The sequence below is a fragment of the Lentilactobacillus farraginis DSM 18382 = JCM 14108 genome, from assembly GCF_000583655.1.
Taxonomy (GTDB): Bacteria; Bacillota; Bacilli; order Lactobacillales; family Lactobacillaceae; genus Lentilactobacillus; species Lentilactobacillus farraginis.
In genome coordinates this window covers 16982-37496 of the sequence record NZ_BAKI01000020.1, presented here as the reverse complement: position 1 = coordinate 37496, position 20515 = coordinate 16982, and the positions used below count along the sequence as shown (strand labels likewise).

12 protein-coding genes, 2 pseudogenes and 1 other annotated feature are annotated in these 20515 nt (G+C 41.3%); of the genes and pseudogenes, 7 read left to right on the top strand and 7 right to left on the bottom strand.

The window, feature by feature from the left end; translation table 11 throughout:
• Window positions 1-166: 166 nt before the first annotated feature.
• The 3 genes and pseudogenes from JCM14108_RS08020 to ppx all read left to right on the top strand — a co-directional run bounded on the left by JCM14108_RS08020 (window position 167) and on the right by ppx (window position 4830).
• A complete protein-coding gene (locus JCM14108_RS08020) occupies window positions 167-1708 on the top strand; it encodes a Ppx/GppA phosphatase family protein (protein WP_035180022.1) in 1542 nt (513 codons plus the stop codon).
• A pseudogene (locus tag JCM14108_RS08015) lies at window positions 1708-3880 on the top strand (RNA degradosome polyphosphate kinase). The gene JCM14108_RS08020 and the pseudogene JCM14108_RS08015 overlap by 1 nt, the downstream one beginning before the upstream one ends.
• Window positions 3880-4830 carry an exopolyphosphatase gene (gene ppx, locus JCM14108_RS08010; RefSeq protein WP_035180019.1) on the top strand — a complete coding sequence of 317 codons (951 nt, stop codon included), beginning with the start codon at window positions 3880-3882 and terminating at the stop codon, window positions 4828-4830. Before JCM14108_RS08015 ends, ppx begins: the two are co-directional and overlap by 1 nt.
• 72 nt (window positions 4831-4902) lie before the next feature.
• On the opposite strand, the gene JCM14108_RS08005 is transcribed toward ppx, so the two are convergent.
• On the bottom strand, window positions 4903-7074 hold the full coding sequence (locus JCM14108_RS08005) for a YhgE/Pip domain-containing protein (protein WP_035180016.1): 2172 nt from the start codon (window positions 7072-7074) through the stop codon (window positions 4903-4905).
• A 185-nt stretch (window positions 7075-7259) separates the two neighbouring features.
• Complete coding sequence (locus tag JCM14108_RS08000) at window positions 7260-7787, bottom strand: D-alanyl-D-alanine carboxypeptidase (protein ID WP_237745764.1); 528 nt, start codon at window positions 7785-7787, stop codon at window positions 7260-7262.
• A gap of 350 nt (window positions 7788-8137) precedes the next feature.
• Here JCM14108_RS08000 and JCM14108_RS15285 point away from each other — a divergent pair, with 350 nt between their 5' ends.
• From JCM14108_RS15285 to JCM14108_RS07990, 3 genes and pseudogenes are all read left to right on the top strand, one after another.
• Window positions 8138-9172, top strand: coding sequence for a YhgE/Pip domain-containing protein (locus JCM14108_RS15285; RefSeq protein WP_237745763.1), 1035 nt, complete (start codon window positions 8138-8140; stop codon window positions 9170-9172).
• 14 nt (window positions 9173-9186) lie between these two features.
• Window positions 9187-10296, top strand: a complete 1110-nt coding sequence (locus JCM14108_RS15280; RefSeq protein WP_237745762.1) for a YhgE/Pip family protein — start codon at window positions 9187-9189, stop codon at window positions 10294-10296.
• Between the two features lie 320 nt (window positions 10297-10616).
• A pseudogene (locus tag JCM14108_RS07990) lies at window positions 10617-12115 on the top strand (MFS transporter).
• A 73-nt stretch (window positions 12116-12188) separates the two neighbouring features.
• On the opposite strand, the gene spx reads toward JCM14108_RS07990, so the two are convergent.
• On the bottom strand, window positions 12189-12584 hold the full coding sequence (gene spx / locus JCM14108_RS07985; protein ID WP_035180014.1) for a transcriptional regulator Spx: 396 nt from the start codon (window positions 12582-12584) through the stop codon (window positions 12189-12191).
• 249 nt (window positions 12585-12833) lie between these two features.
• Between spx and JCM14108_RS07980 the strand changes: the two genes are divergently transcribed.
• Window positions 12834-13952, top strand: coding sequence for an aminotransferase (locus JCM14108_RS07980; protein ID WP_035180012.1), 1119 nt, complete (start codon window positions 12834-12836; stop codon window positions 13950-13952).
• Window positions 13953-14508: 556 nt separating this feature from the next.
• Here the strand turns inward: JCM14108_RS07980 and metF are convergent.
• From metF to JCM14108_RS07960, 4 genes are all read right to left on the bottom strand, one after another.
• Window positions 14509-15420 carry a methylenetetrahydrofolate reductase [NAD(P)H] gene (gene metF / locus JCM14108_RS07975; RefSeq protein WP_035180009.1) on the bottom strand — a complete coding sequence of 304 codons (912 nt, stop codon included), beginning with the start codon at window positions 15418-15420 and terminating at the stop codon, window positions 14509-14511.
• Window positions 15398-17683 carry a 5-methyltetrahydropteroyltriglutamate--homocysteine S-methyltransferase gene (metE, locus tag JCM14108_RS07970; RefSeq protein WP_035180007.1) on the bottom strand — a complete coding sequence of 762 codons (2286 nt, stop codon included), beginning with the start codon at window positions 17681-17683 and terminating at the stop codon, window positions 15398-15400. The genes metF and metE overlap by 23 nt, the downstream gene beginning before the upstream one ends.
• A 167-nt stretch (window positions 17684-17850) precedes the next feature.
• Window positions 17851-18324: an S-ribosylhomocysteine lyase gene (locus JCM14108_RS07965; RefSeq protein ID WP_035180004.1), complete on the bottom strand. Its 474-nt coding sequence runs from the start codon at window positions 18322-18324 to the stop codon at window positions 17851-17853.
• Between the two features lie 479 nt (window positions 18325-18803).
• The gene (locus JCM14108_RS07960; RefSeq protein ID WP_035180002.1) at window positions 18804-19919 is read right to left on the bottom strand and encodes a 5-methyltetrahydropteroyltriglutamate--homocysteine S-methyltransferase; all 1116 of its coding nucleotides are present in this window, start codon (window positions 19917-19919) and stop codon (window positions 18804-18806) included.
• A gap of 64 nt (window positions 19920-19983) precedes the next feature.
• Window positions 19984-20252: a binding site (T-box leader), on the bottom strand.
• Between the last annotated feature and the right edge of the window lie 263 nt (window positions 20253-20515).

The following is a 20515-nucleotide window of genomic DNA, read 5'->3' as shown; positions in this document are numbered from 1 at the left end:
CGATTTAAGTCCGAACGATAAATACATAGATTGGAAATTTTAAATTTACTATGTAAAAGTTGCATATATTTTATCGCAACTATGAATCAATGACCGGGAAACTATTGTATACTAGCATAAAAGAATAATAATTGATAAAAACAATGTCAAAATGGGAGAGTATCACATGGCTCAAAAATATTTTGGAGTAATGATGGTTAACGTGACAGGTGTTGAGCTGTTGATTGTTAACTTGAAGACTCATAAATCACTTGAACGGGTAACAAAGGAAATTAACCTCGGTGACGATGTTTATCGTGATCAGCCCGTGCAATTTGAAACGGTTAGTAAAGTTGTTGAAGCATTAACGGGATTTGTTCAAATTCTGCACGATTACGGAGTTGAAAATTATCAATTGTGGGGTAGTCAGGCATTATCGCAGGCAGTTAATGCAGACTTTATGGCGGATCAGTTCTTTCTGCATACCGGGCTTGAGGTTCGCTGGCTGTCAATGAGTGAGGAAGCTTATTACCGTAACCAGAATATTTCGTTGGAACTTAAAGATAAAAAGAAAGCTAGTCATGGGATTGTCTACCTGGTTGGGATTACTTCCGGAAATACTTCGGTAACCCGCTTTGACGGTGGCAAATTTGTTACATCGACCAATTTTGCTTTGGGACCGATTAAAATTGCCGAAGATTTGCAAAGCTTGCGGCAGTCGGCACCAAATTCAACCGGCGTTTTAAATGATTATATTGACAGTAAATTAAATGATTTTGATATGGGTGATTTAGCCAGCTTGGTTTCGAATCCAAGTCCCACAAAAATTGTTTTACTCGGCACATCACCAATCAGAGGTTTGGTTAGTCATTATGAAAAAGATGATTCGTTGACATCTCTGCCAGTTTCAGCTTTTAATGATTTGGTTGATGATATTGTGGATGCATCGGATCAGTATCTGATTGAACAGCTTTTGGTTAGTGAAGATGCGGTTCCACTAATTTTACCGGAATTGTTACTAATTCGTCGGGTTATCCAGTTGACGGGAGCCAAGGAACTAAGTTTTTCAGATTCGGGAATTGTTGACGGGCTGGTTAACAATGAAGAAGTAGCCTTGGGATTTTCAAAACATGATTTTACGTATCAGACAATTACAATGGCGATTAATTTGGCGGACCATTATGATGTCGAGCCGGTTCATAGAGATTTGGTTACTAAATTTGCGCTTCACTTATTTGACCAGTTGAAACCGTTGCACATGTTGGGCGGTCGTGAACGGGTTTTATTACAAGTTGCTTCAATCTTACACGATGTTGGTAACTATGTTGGCATTCATGCACATTATATTCATTCTGAATATATTATTCGACACTCTGACATTATTGGCTTATCACGTGAAGAGCGGGCGGTTATAGCGGCAATTGCCCGGTACCACAGTTCAACAACGCCCAGCGAAGATTTAAGCCATTTTAGTCAAATTTCGGCAGAGAACAGACGGTTGATATCCAAGTTGGCAGCTATTTTAAGGTTGGCGGATGCATTGGATGACGATCGACAACAGAAAATCAAAAAGATTTCGGTATCCATCAAGAGTCACAGTGTGGTCATTACCGTATATAGTAATGCCAACCTGGCTTATGAAAACTGGATTTTTAATTCCAAGAGTCATTTCTTCCAAGAAACTTACGGATTAAAAGCAGTATTAAAACAAAGAGGGGTGAAAGATTAATGGCAAAGATTGATTATGAAGATCCACATTACTACACAAACCGTGAGTTAAGTTGGCTTAATTTTAATGACCGGGTTCTTGAAGAATCGCGGGATAAAAGTAATCCGTTATTGGAACGGGTGAAGTTCTTGGGGATTACCCAAAGTAATATGGATGAGTTTGTAATGGTTCGGGTGGCCTCACTTGCCAAGTTGACCGAGGTAAAATGGGATGGCCGAGATGCTTCTGGATTATCAGCAGCTCAGCAGTTAAAAGCAGTTAACGACAAGTCGCATGAACAATTGGTTAAGCAGTATACGACTTTGAATCGAATTATTCTGCCGGCAATTCGACAGGTTGGCATTCGACTTTTGAAAGTGACTGATTTAAGCGAGGAACAATATCAATTTATTAAGAGCTATTTTCATGATGAATTGTATCCGGTCTTGACACCAATGGCAGACGACAGTTCACGACCGTTTCCATTTATTAGTAATGATACGTTGAACTTATCGTTGCGGCTTAATAAAAAAGGCGATGATAAGTCATTGTACGCGACGCTACAAGTACCGAGTATCTTCCCGCGGGTAGTTAAGCTGCCGGGTGCGGAGAATGATTTTATACTGTTGGAAGAGATTGTTAAACAGTTTGTGGATCAATTATTTGTTAACTATGATATTCAAGAGGTTTCCACTTTTCGGGTTATTCGGGACATGGATCTGGATGTGGCCGAAGAGGATACTTCGGATCTTTTAAAGAAAGTCCAGCAGCAATTGAAACTTCGTGAACACGGGAAAGTTATCCGGTTGGAAGTTGACTCCGATATCAGTAAGAAATTGCGGAAACGATTGGTTCGCGAACTGGAAACCGATGAAGATTCCGTTTATGAAGTGAATGGCCCGATTGATTTGACCTTCTTAGGTAAGTTGGCCAGTGCGGTTACGGGTCATGATGATCTGAAGTATCCACCATTTAAGCCTTATCAACCTGAAGCACTTAATTCGGACCATAATATTTTTGAAGCTATTCAAAAACACGATTGGTTAATGCAGCATCCCTACGATAAATTCGATTCCGTTGTTGAATTTATTCGCCAAGCATCAATTGACAAAGAAGTCTTAGCGATTAAGATGACGCTTTACCGGGTTTCCGGAAATTCACCGATTATCAAATATCTGGGCCGGGCTGCTCAAAATGGTAAACAGGTAACGGTTTTAGTCGAAGTTAAAGCCCGATTTGATGAGGAAAACAATGTTCATTGGGCACGTCAACTTGAGCGAATGGGCTGTCACGTAATCTATGGCCTGGTTGGTTTAAAAACCCATTCCAAGCTGTCGTTGGTTGTTCGCCGTGAGGAAAGCGGTATTCGGCGTTATGTTCATTTGGGAACGGGAAATTATAATGATGTCACTGCCCATTTCTATACTGATATTGGTTTATTGACGGCAAATAACGACATTGGTATTGATGTGACAAACATTTTCAACATGCTGTCAGGTTATTCGCGACCACCGTATTTCCATAAACTGCATATTTCACCTAAAGGTATTCGAGAATTTATTACCGACAGATTGGATCAGGCAATTGAGTATGCCAAAGCAGGGCGTCCGGTGCGCGTTCAAATGAAGATGAACTCACTTTCTGACAAAGATATGATTGCCAAAATGTATGAAGCTTCTCATGCTGGTGTCGAGATCAATTTGATTGTCCGGGGAATCTGTTGTTTAAAGACGGGCATTAAGGGCATCAGTGACACGATTCAGGTTCATTCAATTGTTGGCCGATTTTTGGAACACAGCCGGATTTATATTTTTGATTTTGACGGTGAAAAACAGGTTTACCTGTCGTCTGCTGATTTGATGACGCGTAACTTAAACCGTCGGGTTGAACAGTTATTCCCAGTTGAGCAGCCTGATTTAACACAAAGGTATTAGATATTTATCGCGCAATGTGGGATGATAATGTCAAAACACGGGTGCTTGACGCGGACGGAACTTATAAGCGTGTTGACCGCCGGGGACGGGCACCGCTTAATTCTCAAGAATTTTTTGCGGATCAAGCAACAAAATTGGCGAAAAAGCAGCAGTCGGAATCTCATAAGCAGAATCCTAATCAATTTCAGCCGATGATGAGCCTGAAAATCAGCCTGACCCGTTAAGTGATGAAGACCAGGATGGGGGAAATGAAGCGTAATGGAAAATTTTGCCGTAATTGATTTGGGATCCAATTCGGTTCGAATGACGGTTAGCCGAATCAACGAGGATGGAACGTATGATAATGTGACGCAGATGAAGGAATACGTGCGACTTTCAGAAAATATGGGGCCTGAAAAAATCCTTCAGCCGGATGCAATTGAACGAACACTGGCGGCACTTCGTTCGTTCAAGGAAGTTTATTCCAAATTGGAAAACTTAAAGTTAAAGGCGGTTGCAACGGCAGCAGTGCGTCAGGCAGCTAATCAAAAGGAATTTTTAAAAAAGGTTAAGTCAGAAATCGGTATCAAGCTGGAAGTTATTTCTGGTGCTCAAGAAGCCTACTATGATTATATTGGTGTCAGTGAGACATTGCCGGCAACCAATGAGGTTATTATTGATACAGGGGGCGCCAGTGCCGAAATTATCCTGGTTCAAAACGGTAAAGTAACTAATTTGATTAGCATTCCAATTGGCTCGGTAACCCTTTCCTCTAAATTTGATTTGGGAGACAAGATTTTACCGGAACAGCTTTTTAAGGCCGTTATTTTTGTGAACGAGATTTTCCAAAGTGTCTGGTGGCTTAAAAACGGCCTTAACCTACCGATTATTGGATTGGGTGGCAGTAATCGAACGCTGGCAAAAATCAATCGCCGGCTGAACAATTTTTTGGATATTGATGATATTCACGGTTACCAATTAAAAGACACCCAAGTTAACAAAACCTTTGAGAACATTGTCAGCCATGATTTGGCCGGTCGAAAACAGGTGCCGGGAATTAGTAAGGATCGGGCCGATATTATTGTTGGTGGTTTGATTCCGGTCATTTTTCTAATGAATTACTTGGATTCGGATAAAATTACGTTTTCAACCAGTGGTTTAAGAGAGGGGATTTTATTTGAGCGACTGCACGATATTTTGAAAGAAAACGTAGCAAAAAAACTAATTTAAACTGAATAATAAAAACAGCGGCATTTTTGAGTAATGTTAATCCGACTCAAAAGTGCCGCTGTTTTTACTTGTTTATAATTTTGAACGACGCATGCCCTCCTCGAGCATTTTAACCGGCCGAATAAAGAAACGTTTTAGTGGTGTCAGTAACAGGAAAATACTACCAAAAACAGCCAGCGCCAAAAGAAGGTGGCCAAGTACCCCCCAGTCGGGGCCGGCAATGGCTTCTCGAAAGGCGCGAATGGCATACGTAAATGGCAGTAGTGGTGCCAGCGCTGCCAAATCATGCGGGATAGTCTCCAGTGGATAAATCCCGCCCGTTCCAAAAATTTGAACGATCAGCATTAAAACGCCAAAGACTTTGCCGGCATTGCCAAATAAAAATACCAGTGAGAACAGGATAACTGAAAAAATAAACGTCGTTGTGTAGGCAACAATCAGCAATGCCCAAAGGCTGCTGGGGCGAATTCCCAGAATGAGTAGTTCACCTAAGAGTGCAAAAGTAGTCTGCGAAAATGAAAAAGTCATAAAAAGCAGCAGTTTGCCAATGTACTGTTGTAGAAGCGATGGCCGCGGCAATCGACTGTTTTTGGGCAATTTGTAATGCCAAGTGACGATGGCTGTTAAAAGCACAATTCCGACCCAGATTGAGAGCACGGCATAGAAAGGCATTGCCGCGTAACCGAATTTTCCAAGGTTATAAAGCTCAGTACTTTTAAGGCTGATAGGTGAAGATAATAAGTTGGAAAGGTCGGGATCCTTTTCCAAAAGGTTGGTCAACTCAGTAAGATTTTTATTGTTGATAAAATGCGCTTTTTGGTCCAAATCACGAAGGGTGTCTTGAACATTATCAAGTCGGTCATTTACTTTATCGATTCTACCTGACGAGAGCTTACTTGCCGAACTGCCGGCACTTTGCAGGGCTTGCAGTTCGGTAACCAGATTTTGTAGGGTCTGGGTTACCGAATTGTCGTTATTAAGGCTGTTACTGTTGATGCTGTCGAGATTGTCCAAGGATTGGGTGGTTGTGGCGTTAAATGTATTAGCGGCCTTATCGATATTGGTTGAAAGCTGATCATCTTTGCTTGTTAAATGGTTGATAAGTGTCCGAGTTTTTGATGTTGCCCGATGGCGTTGGCTGATAAGCTGATTTAATTTTGAAATGGTTGTTTGCTGGCCCTTAAGGCTTGATTTGAGCGTTGCCAATGATCGAATTAACGAAGTTGCCCCATTATTTGGAAGGAGGTTGTTGATAACATCCAAGGCCCTCAGCAGCGTATTAATCTGATCTACCATGGCATCGTTTAATGCCGTTACCTGAACGACTTCGGCTTTTAAGAGCGACGAGTTGCTTTTTGCGTTAAGCATTGTGGCCAGGTTGGTTAGAATTGACTGAACCCGGTCATTTTGTGAACGGAGACTGTCAAAGCCGTTTGAAAGGGTGCTTCGGGCGGAATCAATGGTTCGATTGGTCGCCTGATTAAGACTTCTGCCGTGGTTGACGATGGCTTGGAGATGCGTGATTTGAGCTGAAATTTTAGGGATGTCCTGATTAATATTTTTGAGATAATCCTGAACATCATTTGAATTATTGCTTAGGTGGTTTAAATAGGTTTTAGTCTTATTAATCGTTGTGATTGCGTTAAGCAGCGAGGTTCTGATTTGAAGAATTTGGGGCTTTTTGGTGTTCAGCTTGTCACCAACGGCATTCATTTCCTGAAGGATTTCGCGACCGGTAATCTTTGTAAAATTAGTTCGAATTCTTTGCGTTAGCGTGTCGCGGGCCTGTCCGGAAATAATGGTTGCAGCAGGATTTAACTTTTCATTGGATTTGTAAATAACTTTGGGCTTTTGAGGATTGCCGCTGGCCAGCGTTGCCAACCGGCTCGAAAAATCATTGGGAATTTCAATTAATGCATAATATTTTCCCTGATCCAAGCCATTGTTTCCCTGCCAATCGTTAGTGATTACCCAGTTAATTTCATGGTTCTTTTTGAGTTCGCCAATGACCTGATCGCCAACGTTGAGGCTTTTTCCATTGACGATACTGCCCTCATCATTATTAATAACGGCAATTGGCAGCCGCCGGGTGTTGGCTTGGGCATATGGATTCCAAGAAGCTTTAATGTTGAGTAAGGCATAGAGTGCCGGAATAACACAAAAAGCGATCAGTGTGATCAACACTGGTCGGCTGCGAAAGATATTTTTAAAATCTCTGATCAAAAGTCTAAATATTGTATGCATAAATAACCTCGCCTTGTTAAATTTCGTTTATGAAGGAGTGAGCGCCAATAATCCCCGGGCTAATGCAAAGACGTGATTATTGAAATTGTGAAGTGCGATAACACCAGTGTATAATTTATCCAGTCCGTTTTGGAAAATCGCTGCTAAGGTTTGACCATCTGTTTTTAGTAACCGGTAGATGGTCGCTATTTTTTGAGATCCGAATGATTCGTAATCGTCGCCGACAAAGATTGAATGTCTTTTAGTAGTGTTGTCAGTGGATCGGCTTTATGAATCTTTTTTAAAAGCGTGGTTATATTGGTTTTATTGGCAGTAGTTAACGAGTCAATAGTTGAAACCAACCTGTTAATGGCCGCCTTTTGCTTCTGAATGTTAATGATTCTGACCAGATAGCCGCGCCAAATCCAGCCGCGAATCTTGTTGTTACCGTTTTTGATATAGTAGTAGACAGCTTTATTACCGTTTGACCGGGTAATGGTTGCCGAGCGGGTCGCATAGAAAGTTGTAAGGGGATAATGGTCGGCGTTATGAATTTTTTTAGTAAGTGCAGCAGAACTGTAAATATAACCGCTGACGGCGCGATATGGGGCTTTGGTTAGCGTTGTAGTTGATGTAACAACGGCTGCTGCGCTAGTGCTTGCGGAAGTAAAGAGGGTTATCAAAATGAAAAAGCTGCTTAGAGTTCCTAAAATTATTATCAGTATTTTTTTCAAAGTAAAATCCTCCAGTATTAAATTAATAAGAATGGTTGCCCGCTGATCTTAACCATTAACAAGTACGATATGCCCAGAATGATTAATGGGCAGGATAATTGTAACTTGTTAATAATTAACGAATGCATTACAATTATTATAGTGCATTCTGAGTGAGAAAACAGTCATATTTTGAAGAAAAAAGAAATTGCTTTAACTGACTGTGAACAATAAAAGTAACTGAAAGTAATGGGGACGTTAATAATTACATAGGCATTATTGGGGCCGAAACAAAACGGAATATTTTGTTGTGGCCTTTTTTGTATTTGAATTTAAAGGGGGAATTTGCGATTTGAAAGGTAGTTAGTTGGATGGCTAATATTAGAAGTATTTATCATCGAGATCTTCATGCAATTTTTAATTATCGGGCAGCCTTTGTCACCATAACGGTTCTGTGCCTATTACCGAGTCTATATACACTAATTAATGTCCGGGCAATTTGGGATCCCTATAAGCCGGCCGCAGTGGACAATATTTCCGTAGCGGTGGTTAATAAGGACTTAGGGACTAATCTTCGCGGCCAGAAAATTAATCTGGGGAACCAAGTGATTGCCAATTTACATAAAAATAATCAAATCGGCTGGAAATTTACCACTGCCGCTGAAGCTGCCCAAAAGCTGCGAAAAGGGAAATATTATGCGGAAATTGAAATTCCGGCAGATTTTTCGAAAGAATTAACCAGCATTGCGACGGCTAACCCGCAAAAAGCCCAGATTGTGTATCGGACAAACACGAAGAACAGCCCAATGGGAGCCAAAATTACGGCAATGGCTGCCAAGACATTGGTTACCAAAATTCGACAAAAGTTTATTTACGAGGTTAATCGAACGATTTTTTCGTATTTAAACATTGCGGGGAGAAAAGCGGATGAACATCAAACTCAGATTTTAAACTTGAAGGATTTTATTATTACACTTGGTGATAGTATGAGCTTGGCGTCCAATTCTCTGGGGGCAATTAGTGATACGTCAAATACGCTGGCACTGGCGTTTACCGAATTTAAACCAGTGATTAATGCCTCCCAGAATGTTAATTTAGATAGTCAATCGGGTTCATCGACTGCTAATATGCGGCCACTGGTTAGGCAGGCAATAAACCGGTCATTCACTAATTTTGGTCAAAATCTGGCAGGGGTTAACGCAACTGCCAAGCAAATCAGAGCGTTGGCCAACCAGCTTGACGATGTCTCTACTACTGCAACACAGAGTGACTTTAAAAATAAAATCGATAATTTAACGCTGCAGGTAGATTTATTGAGCGGTCAAGTTCAACCATTATTGGAATTTGCAAGATCATTTAATAAAATCAGTCACTCCCGGCAAAGCTATGATCTAATCAAGCATTAGCCAGCGTTCAGCAATTGACAGCGTCTCAAAAACAGCAGTTGAAGCAGTTAAAAAAAACAACAAGTCAAAATAGTCGCCTGGGTGCGGCCGTGAGACGCCAGATGATTAGCAGTATGTCTGAAACGGTTACAGGTTTAAGTACAGCCTTGATTCAATATAATCAGGCTGTTAAAAAACAGATGGCCGGCATTGGCAGCAACCTGATTTCGACTGTCGATTCATCTCAGGATGTTTTGGGGAATTTGAAAAAGGTTAAACAGCTTAATAACCAATCTTTGGATACGGCGATTCAAGGAAACCGGCTGGTCGCAACTACTTCTGGAAAGCTGGAGAACCAGCTGCTGGCGTATAAAAATGATATTGTTGCCATTAGTAATAAACTAAAATTAACCAGTGATGATAATATTGCGGATATTATTACGGTTCTGCAGAGTAATCCTGATTTAATGGGCAGCGCATTGGCACAGCCGTTTACGGTAAAAAATGAGGACATCTATAAAGTAAACAGTTTTGGTGCGGCGTTTGCGCCGACTTATATCGCACTTTCGATCTGGGTTGGCTGTACGATGTTGGTAGCAGTTTTAAAAACAAAAGTTCCTAAACTAGCTAAGTTCAGGGGACTATCCGTGCGAGAAGAGTATTTGGGTAAATTATTGACATTTGGGACGTTATCGTTGGTTCAGACGTTGGTTATCCTGTTGTCGGCAGTCTTGATCTTACGGATTCACGTAGCCAGCTTTTTTCTGCTTTTAATGGTTGGCTTGCTGTCTTCAATGACATTTACAATTATTGTTTACACCATGGCAGCCTTGTTTGGTAATTTAGGGAAAGCGTTTATTGTGATGCTGATGGCGGTTCAATTGGCTGGGAGCGGAGCTATGTACCCGGTTCAGTTGAATCCATTGCTCTTTAGAATCTTTCAACCACTGTTTCCGTTTGCCTATAGTGTTGGCGGCTTTCGGGAAGCAATTGGTGGCGCTAATATGGGAACCGTGGTCATTGACTTTTTCGTTCTGATTTGTATGTCTCTTATAATGCTGACGGTTGGACTTTCGACAAAGAAACCGTTAAAGAAATATACTGATCGACTGTTGGATGATTTTAAAAAGACGGGAATGGGATAGCTTAACAAAGTGAAAAAGGTTATTTAAAATTTAATTGAATTAAGGATCATTACGCGTTTTTTGAAGGGTGCCTTTGCCTGGCACTCTTTTTTTGATTAAAAGTGCAGCTAAAAAAGTTACTGAATACGTTGGTAGATGACATTGCGTTATTTTTGTGATATGCTCTTAGAGTAAATTAGTGACACCGTGTCATAACGCAAAGGACCAAATTCAAGGGCACTGATATTTCTAGTGTGGCGAGTAAGTTTTCAAACAATCTATTTGAATTGGTGCATAAAGCAATTGGGTTTTATTATTATAATTCTACGAGGGATGATGATATGGGAAAAAAGAATACAACATTTGCAATGATTATTCTGATTATTGGGGTGTTTATGTCTGCGTTGGATAACGGTATTATTGCCAGTGCCCTTTCAACAATCAACTATTCGTTTAAAGTGAGCGAGGTCCAGGGAACATGGGGAATTACAGGATATACACTGGGAATGGCAATTACGACGCCGATTATTGGTAAGTTGGCTGATAAGTTTGGGCGGCGAAAATTATTTCTAATTGAAATTGGTATTTTTGCACTGGGCTCACTTTTAGTAGCGCTTAGCCCGTCCTTTAGCCTCTTTTTAGCAGCTCGGTTAATTCAATCAGTTGGTGGTGGCGGTATTTTTATTATTGCTCCAGTCATGTTTTATCGACATACCCTAAGGAGAAGCAGGGCGGGTTACTGGGCGCCTTGGGAGCAGTTAATGGGATTGCTTCAGTAGTCGGCCCAAATCTTGGAAGTCTAATTTTAAACCTGACCGGCCGCTGGAATTGGCTTTTTTTGATTAATCTGCCGATTGCCTTATTTGTGATTATCAGCGGTTATTTGGTAATTCCGGAAACAAGAACCGGGGATATTAAAACAATTGATTTTAAGGGACTGGTTTTATTAAGTTTAGGAATTTTAAGCTTCATGCTGGCCATTACTAATTTGCAAAGTCGCAGTTTGGTCAATAGCTTCTTACGGATCCAGGTTTGGGGCCTGATTGGGCTGGGGATTATCTTATTTATGATGTTTATTCAAATTGAAAAACGGGTTCCACATCAAGTGGATCCATTTTTGCCGTACCAACTATTACGGAGTCGGGGATTTGTTTTGACATTATTAATGGGACTGCTATCCGGCGCCTTAATTGGTATTTTTGTTTTCATTCCAAGTTTTGTTGAACAACGGTATGGAATTTCAGCTGACAATAGTGGTGTTTGGATGAGTGGGATTGGTTTGGGTTCGATTGTTGGAGCAGCAGTTGGCGGATCGCTGACTTCCAAACTTGGTTCAACCAAAACGATTGTTGTTTCGGGTCTTTTAGCTACTTTTGGCTTTGCACTAATTGCCTATTTAAGCCCCAACCTGTTTTGGTTTGCTGTCTCTTCAACAATTGCCGGGATTGGCTTTGGCATGCTAATGGGTGCCCCGCTGTCTGTATTGATGGCTGAAGTCGCCAGCAAAAAAGATAATGGGGTTGCACTTGGTACGTTGTCGGTCAGCCGGCAAGTCGGTATTACAATTGCTCCTATCGTTTATGCGACAGTAATTCAAAATGGTTTTAGCAGCATTCAAATGAATACCTCTATCGAACAATATTATCGGGGACTTCAGCGAATGACCGGCAGCGGGCGCCACCAACTATTACAATCCTTTTATGCAACAGCTCAAGAGGCTTACCAACACATGTTTTGGCTGGCCATCCTCGCTTCAGTTGTGGTTACATTGTGTGGCTGGTATTTGATGATCAGAAAACATAGATTGGCAAATGAACTTAACCACCCGGCGGGGGATTAAGTTCATTTCAAAACAAAGGGGACCCAACCAGATCAAAACTGGTTGGGTCCCCTTTATGAAGCTTAAGTTTTATTTAGCTAATTTTATCCATCAATTGTTTTAAGCTGGCTTCACGGACATTTCTTGGCAGGAAGCTGCGGATATCTTCTTCGCTAAAGCCAACCTGAAGCTGTTCATCATTAAAGATTAATGGTCGCCTGATTAAATCAGGGTGTTTAACCATCAAATCGATTAATTGTGATACAGTTAAATTATCCAAATCAACGTGCAGCTTCTGAAAGGCGTTTGAACGGGTTGAAATGATATCTTCGCTGCCGTTTTCCGTCAATCGGAGAATTCGCTTAATCTCATCGGCATTTAATGGAATCCGTGAAATGTTTCGTTCCTTGAATTCAATACCGTGATCAACAAGCCATTTGCGGGCTTTTCGACTAGAAGCGCTACTTGGTGCAACATATAAGTTTAACATAGTTACTTCTCCCCCTTTGTAACCAGCCAACAATAATACATGAGTTATGCGATTTGAATCGCTAACGATTTGATATATTTATCATATCATATTTGTCTGGTTTGTCAACGGCTATTTTAAAGCGTTTTGTAAAATTTGTATTGGATTTATCCGTAAGAATTTCAGATAATTAAATTGTTCACAATCATTATGATTGATGCATATTATGTTTTTGGCATTACTATTTTTTAGAAAAAGGAGTGTTTTCGATTGAAAATAGCAGGATTTGGTGTTGAAGAATGGCTTAATAAATGGGAAAAATCAGCAACTTATGACATTTCTCAGAGTACGATTGCTTCTATGACAATGAATGAAGCCCTTTCTTTAGATGGTAAAGATGGTGAAGAATTCTACAAAATATTGGATCGGCAAAAAATGAATTACGGGTGGATCGAAGGCTCCCCAGAGTTCAAGAAAGAAGTTTCAAAACTATATCGGCATATTGATCCGGACAACATTCTCCAAACCAACGGTGCGACGGGTGCCAATCATTTAGCATTATATGCGTTAATTGAGCCTGGTGATCACGTTATTTCCGAGTATCCATCTTATCAGCAATTATATGATATTCCCAAGTCATTGGGTGCCGAAGTTGATTACTGGCATATTCATGAGGATCGAAATTGGTATCCGGATATTGAAGAATTAAAATCGCTGATGCGGCCTGATACAAAAATGATTTGTTTAAACAATGCGAATAATCCAACGGGGACGCTGCTGGATGAAGACTTTTTAAAACAGGTGGTTGCATTAGCCAAGCAGTCAGGGGCCTATGTTCTGGTAGATGAGGTTTATTTGCCGCTGGTTCGCTCTGATGAATTTGTATCGATCGTCGATTTATATGATAGGGGGATTGCGACCAACTCGCTTTCAAAGACCTACTCCATGCCGGGAATCCGGGTGGGCTGGACGGCATCAAATGCTGAAGTTGCCGATCTTTTTCGAAAATATCGTGATTATACGATGATTTGCTGCGGTGTCTTTAATGACGCGATGGCCGTTTACCTGCTTAAAAATCGTCAGCGGGTGCTGGCACGAAATAAAAAGCTGGTGCTAACCAATTTAAAGATTTATAAAGATTGGCTGGATTCAGAACCGCGGGCAAGCGTTGTGATGCCTCAGGGTGTCTCAACGTCGTTTCCCAAATTGGATATTCCAGAGGATATTGAAACGTTCTGTGTGCGCCTTTTGAAGGAACAGGGTGTGTTGCTGGTGCCTGGAACCCGGTTTGATATGCCAGGACATGTTCGATTGGGATATTGCGCGGATGAGCAGACTTTAAGAGCGGGTCTTAAACGTTTATCAGCTTTCTTACGCCAATATGATTAATTCATTGGCCCCCATCAGATCAGTTAAAACGACTGATTTGGTGGGGGCCTTTGTGATGTCCTTTGATTTTAATTATGGTTCCTGAATGGAAAATAAAGGTTGTGATTTTCTAAAGAATCGGTCGAACTCAGAGCAGAACCGCTGATTTAAGCTTTGATTAAGCTGTTGCCGGTAGTCTATGGTTAATTCAAAAAGAAAGGAGGAGCCGCGTGACTTTATTATAAAAACGGTTAATCTCAGTCAGCGAACTGAAACCGATTCGTGTTGAAACAAGCTTTGTCGGAATTTCAAACTTTTCTTAATATATTCGGCCAAATATAAATCGAGTTGAAACAGATGAAGTCAAAGAAAGGAGGGCCGGTATGACCGGAAAAAATGTTTATCATCTGACTGGCTGGGCGGTTGTGATTATTATGGCAACAGCTGCGGCAGCCATTCCTAAATTACGGTTGATGAACCGTGAGCGTTAGAATAACTAATCGGGTCCATTCAAAAAAGTGCCGACCAACATGAAAAAACATGCTGGTCGGTACTTTTTAATTTGGCAGTTTAACGATTAGTGATTACTCGCTTTTTCAGCCTTTTCGGCTTTTTTCTGACTAGCGGCCTCAAAGACAGATTTAGTAGCTTCCCAAATGCGTTCCGCAATGTCGGCGTGGTTCATTGTGTAAAGATGAATCCCATCAACACCTTCGGAAACTAAATCGATAATTTGATCAACGGCAAAAGCAATCCCGGCATCTTTCATGGCCAGTTTGCTATCTTGATATCGGTCAAGAATCGCACTGAATTTTTTCGGTAATGGGACACCGGTAATTTGGGTAATCCGTTCAATCTGCTTTTTATTGGTGCAGGGCATGATGCCAGCCTCGATTGGTACATGGATGCCGGCAATTTCAGTTTTTTCTTTAAAGTCGTAAAATGACTGGTTGTCAAAGAAAAGCTGACTGATCAGATGATCGGCACCGGCATCAACTTTTTCCTTTAAATGCGCGATGTCATCTACAAAGCCCGTTGCTTCGGCATGACAGTCCGGATAACAGGCACTGGCGATGCTGAAATCAGGCCGGTTTTTATGAACAAAGGAAACTAGTTCGTTAGCATGATTGAAGACGCCTACCGGTTCCTTACCGGGAATTTTGTCGCCGCGAAGTGCCAAAATATTTTTGACATTGATTTCAGAGAGATGATCCAGTAAATTAAGGACTTGGCTTTCGGTTTGATATAAACCGGGGACGTGGGCAACTGCCGGGATATTTAATTGATTTTGAATTAAATCAGCAATTGATACCGTACCGGTGTAATGATCGGAACCACCGGCCCCCAATGTTACTGAAATGAAATCCGGATTGATAGCCTGCAACTGTTGAAGTGTGGGCAGAATGGCTTCTTTGGGAGAGTCTTTCTTAGGTGGAAAGACCTCGAGTGAAAAAACGGTTTTGTCATTAAATAACGCTGTTAGGCTCATTAATCTCACTTCTTACTTTCTTCGTCGCATCAACAATATTTTGCAAACTCTTAAAGGATTCTTCCTCGGTTCGGGTCTTCAAACCACAGTCGGGGTTGATCCAAATTTTGTCGATTGGTAATTTGTGAACCAATTGCTTGATCAGGTCTTCGATTTCCTGCTCTGATGGGATTCGTGGCGAGTGAATGTCGTAAACACCGGGACCAACTTCGGTTTGAAAGTTGGCGGCAACCAATTGATCAATCAAAGTAAAGTCAGCTCGAGATGCTTCAAAGGAAATGACATCGGCATCCAAGTCGTCGATGGCTTTGATAATATCGCCAAACTCGCTGTAACACATATGCGTATGAATCTGGGTAGAAGCCTGAACTTTACTGTGAACCAACCGGAATGCCGGCACAGCCCAGTCAAGGTATTCGGAATACCAGTTTGACTTACGCAATGGCAGGTTTTCCCGTAAAGCCGGTTCATCGATTTGGATAATCTTAATGTCGTGTTTTTCGAGATCCAGAACTTCGTCTTGAAGGGCCAATGCAATCTGAGTAACTGATTCCTTAGGCGTAACATCCTCACGTGGGAATGACCAGTTGAAGATGGTAACCGGTCCCGTCAGCATGCCTTTGATCAGCTTGTCGGTGTGGTTCTTGGCAAAAACAGAAGCTTTAACGGTAATTGGTGCGGTTCTGGAAATGTCACCCCAGATAATTGGCGGCTTAACACCTCGAGTACCGTATGATTGAACCCAGCCGTTTTGGGTGAAGACAAAGCCGTCCAGTTTTTCACCAAAGTACTCAACCATGTCGTTTCGTTCGTATTCACCATGGACAAGAACGTCAAGGCCGATTTCTTCCTGTTTCCTAAGAATGCGAACGATTTTATCTTCGTTGAATTTGTCATATTGTTCGCGGGTGATTTCACCTTTTCGCAGCTTGGAACGGTTTTGGCGGACATCTTTGGTTTGCGGGAAGGATCCAATGGTGGTTGTTGGCAGAATCGGCAGCTTGAATTCTTTCTTCTGAACCTTTTCACGTTCGGCCCGGGCTGGTAAACGGGTGTAATCGGCGTCTGTCAGGTTGGCAATTCGATTGTGAACGGCAGGGTTGACGGGATGCTTTACATTGTGGAACAGCGCATCGTTCTTTTCCAATGCGGCCTTGCCATCTGCTTCGTCACGATAAATATTATCGAGTTCCTTGATTTCGTCTAATTTTTGAAGGGCGAATGCCAAATGTTGTTTGACATCAGCGGGCAATTTGGTTTCGTCTTCTGCTGTGTACGGTACGTGAAGCAGGGATGCGGAACTGCTTAAAACAACGTCGGCTTTGGTGTTGAGTTGATTTAAGAACTTGATTGTATTTGCGTAGTGGTTGCGCCAGATATTTTTACCGTTGACAACACCGGCAAATAAGACCTTATCATCCGGGAAGCCGTTTTGTTGAAGCAATTGGTTGTTGTACTTACCTTCAACAAAGTCCAAGCCAATTCCATCAAAATCTTTTGAAACAACGTCGTTATAAATATCACGAATATCGCCAAAGTAGTTTTGAAGTAAGATCTTGGTGGTATGTTTTTCAGCTAAAATACCATCATAAAGATCATCAAAAAGCTGTTTTTCAGCCGCGTCGACATCAAAGCTTAGAGCTGGTTCATCAATTTGCAGCCACTTTACGCCTTTTTCTCCCAAGCGGGCGATCACTTGCTGGTAGGCGGTAATTAAGCTGTCAACGTAATCACGGGGCTTGGTGCCGTCAAGAAAACGACTCAATTTTAGTAACGTATAAGGGCCGGTAATCACTGCTTTGGCATTAACGCCAAGTTCAAGGGCCTCGTTTACTTCATTGAAAAGTTTATTACCAACTAGTTTAACCTCAGTGGTTTTTGAAAATTCAGGAACAATGTAATGGTAGTTTGTGTTGAACCATTTTTTCATTGGCAGTGCCTTTACGGTTTCCGTACCCTTTTGATAACCCCGGGCCTGGGCAAAATACTCATCCAATTCTGAGAGGTTAAGTTCTTTGTAGCGGGCGGGAACGATGTTTAACAGATTGGCAGTGTCCAAAACACCATCGAAAAATGAAAAGTCGCCGACCGGAATTAAGTCAATGCCGGCTTTTTGCTGGGCCTGCCAGTGGTTCTTTCTGATTTGATAGGCGGTTTGCTGCAGTTCTTCTTGATTAATTTTATTCTTCCAGTAATGCTCGGTCGCAAATTTTAATTCTCGATGATGGCCGATTCTTGGAAAGCCAATAATTGTCGTTGTCATAAGTAAAATCCTCCTCAAATATAAAAACCCGAATACTGCCAGCCAAGTTTTAAGCTGGTCTTGATAGGCTAATCCGATAAAGTGCCCCGAAAATGAAAAAGCCGCGATAACCCTTTCAGATTATCGCGGCGTATTAAAAACGCAGTTAGATGTGTGACTTTCAGAAACTAGATAACGTGACGTTCAAAAGGCTTGTCTGAGATGCCTTGCGACAAGATTTCTTTGCTCCATTCCTTAGCAGAGAACAAAGAGTGGTCGCGGTAATTTCCGCAGCTGTACTTGTCGGTACCCTGAACGTCTTTCCATTCGATATCATTTGCGATGGCTTCAAGAGAACTCTTTAAAGCCTTTGCAACCTCGGTTGTACTGTGTTCACCCCAGGTAATCAAATGAAATCCGGTTCGGCATCCAAACGGTGAGCAGTCAATAACACCGTCAAGACGATCTCTAAGCAGGCCGGCTAAGAGATGTTCAATCGTGTGCAGGCCACCGGTAGGAATGGCGTTGGTGTTTGGTTGAACAAGTCGCAAGTCGTAATTAGAAATGACGTCGCCCTTTTTTCCAGTTTCTTCAGTGATGAGACGAACGTAAGGTGCTTTAACCTTTGTGTGATCTAATGTAAAACTTTCAACTTTTGCCATAAAATATCAAATCTCCTTAAAAATTATTTTATACAGTTACTATCTTAACAGTCACTGCTAAATAATAAAATCCTTTTGGAGGTACGGCAATTAAAAAGCATTCGCCCCACACATCAGAATAATCTGACGGAGGGGCGAATGCGTCGCTGTACCACCCTGAATTCGTATTACTCTCACAAGCAATACCTCTGAAAGTGCCAAAAATAACCAATATTATTTTTGAGACTCTGCAATGTAACGGTTGCAGCCGACAATCAAGCGTTAACTTGATTATGCTATTCAGAGTTCATATTCGCTGACTGTTCAGGCATCCTTTTTCACCAACCGGATTCTCTTTGAACCTTATAAAATCAGTTACTCTTCTCTTCGGAGCTTTTTTCTTTTCGGATTAGCATTAAAATTTAATGATAATAATAGACGTCTCTTTAATGATTGTCAACACTTAAGTTTTAAATGTTGGTGAAGACTATCTGTAAATCCTAGTCAGACCAGACTTCTTTGGCTGTATCAATTACTAATTTTAATTTATTCCACTGATCAGCTTCGGTTAAGTGATTGCCTTCTTCAGTCGAGGCGAACCCACATTGCGGTGAAAGGCAAAGATCAGCTAAGGGGACATACTGGCTGGCTAATTGAATCCGCTTTTGTAAAAGAGCCGGGTCTTCCAGCTCAGGACGTTTGGTCGTAACCAGTCCCAAGACGATTCGCTGATGGCGGCCATTATCGGCAATCTTTTTCAATGGTTCAAAACCGCCGGAACGTTCGTCGTCATATTCAAGAAAATACCCATCGATGTGCAATTGGGCAAGATAATCGGCGACCGGATCATAAGCACCGGCACCTGCCCAATTGGAATCGTAATTTCCTCGGCAAACGTGCATGGTTAATGTCAGGTCATTAGGCTTGTTATCAGCGATCGCATTGATTGCTTTAACAGCTGCTTCACAAAGTGGTTTTAATTCCGGTTTAATAGTATTTTTGGAGAAAGAAGCCCACATGCCCCATGACGTGTCGTCAAGCTGGAGATAACGGCACCCCAAGTCGTAAAAATGTTGAACAGTTTCTTGATAAGCTTTGATTTCATCTTCTAAGAAAGCGTCAAGATCATTATGGTAGTAGTTATCGTAAACCTCAGCTTCTTTATTAGGGAAAAAGACTGAGGGACTTGGGATGGTTTGTTTTGGTGTGATGCCTTCCGGGACAATCTTCTTTAAATAATTAAAATCGTCAAAAAATGGATGGTTCGGGTTATAAGTGAGCTTATTGGTGATTTTAATCCCACCTTTGCGAGTTTCCTGCCCGTTAAAAATAAAGCCGTGTTCGGGTGTGAAAAAACGGGCACCGTTTAAGCCGTCGAAAAAGTCCAAATGCCACCAGCTGCGGCGAAACTCGCCGGAAGTAACATCGGTTAATCCTACCTCGACTTCTTTTTTTACGAGGCGATTAATTTCAGCATTTTCAACTTCGGTCAGTGCTTGGCGACTGATTTTATTTGCTTGAAACTCGGCTCTTGCCTGTTTGAGCTTTGCCGGTCTTAGGAAACTGCCGACGATATCAAAGCGGTTCGGGTACATCGTAGTGGTTTCAACTGTCATCATACAACACTCCTTAACGTTATTTTGTTTGCTTTAGTTACAAAAAAATCCTTGGAAAATGAATTCCAAGGACGATTAATCGCGGTGCCACCTTAATTTTTGATCAATTCACATTGATCAACTCCGGAGGTAAGGTTTTTAAGTTGGGTAACTTAATTTGAAAACCTTATCTCAGCACGTTAATGGGCGCCTACCAATATAACTTAGCTTTATTTAAAGCTCGGTTATATTTTTGCTCAAAGACCATCTTCACAGCTAATCGACATTTGTTTTCAGCGACACAAACTCTCTGGGGACGATTAAAACTGTTACTTATCTTCTCATAGCTTTTTCATTTATTTTCAATATCATGCAGTTTAGAATGAAAATTCAAGGATGTCAAGATGCCAATATTGAAAATTATTTTCTTGTGAATAACGTAAGAGATAATTTTGTGAAATAAATTTAAGCGTAAGTAATTTTCAATTGGCAGCGGATAGTTCGCCAAAAATGTAGTTATCGTGGTTAACAAATGGGCTGTCATTCCAATTAAAACGCTTTCAATTAATACATAAATGTGATACGATTCACATGTAAATAATTTTAATAAGGAAAGC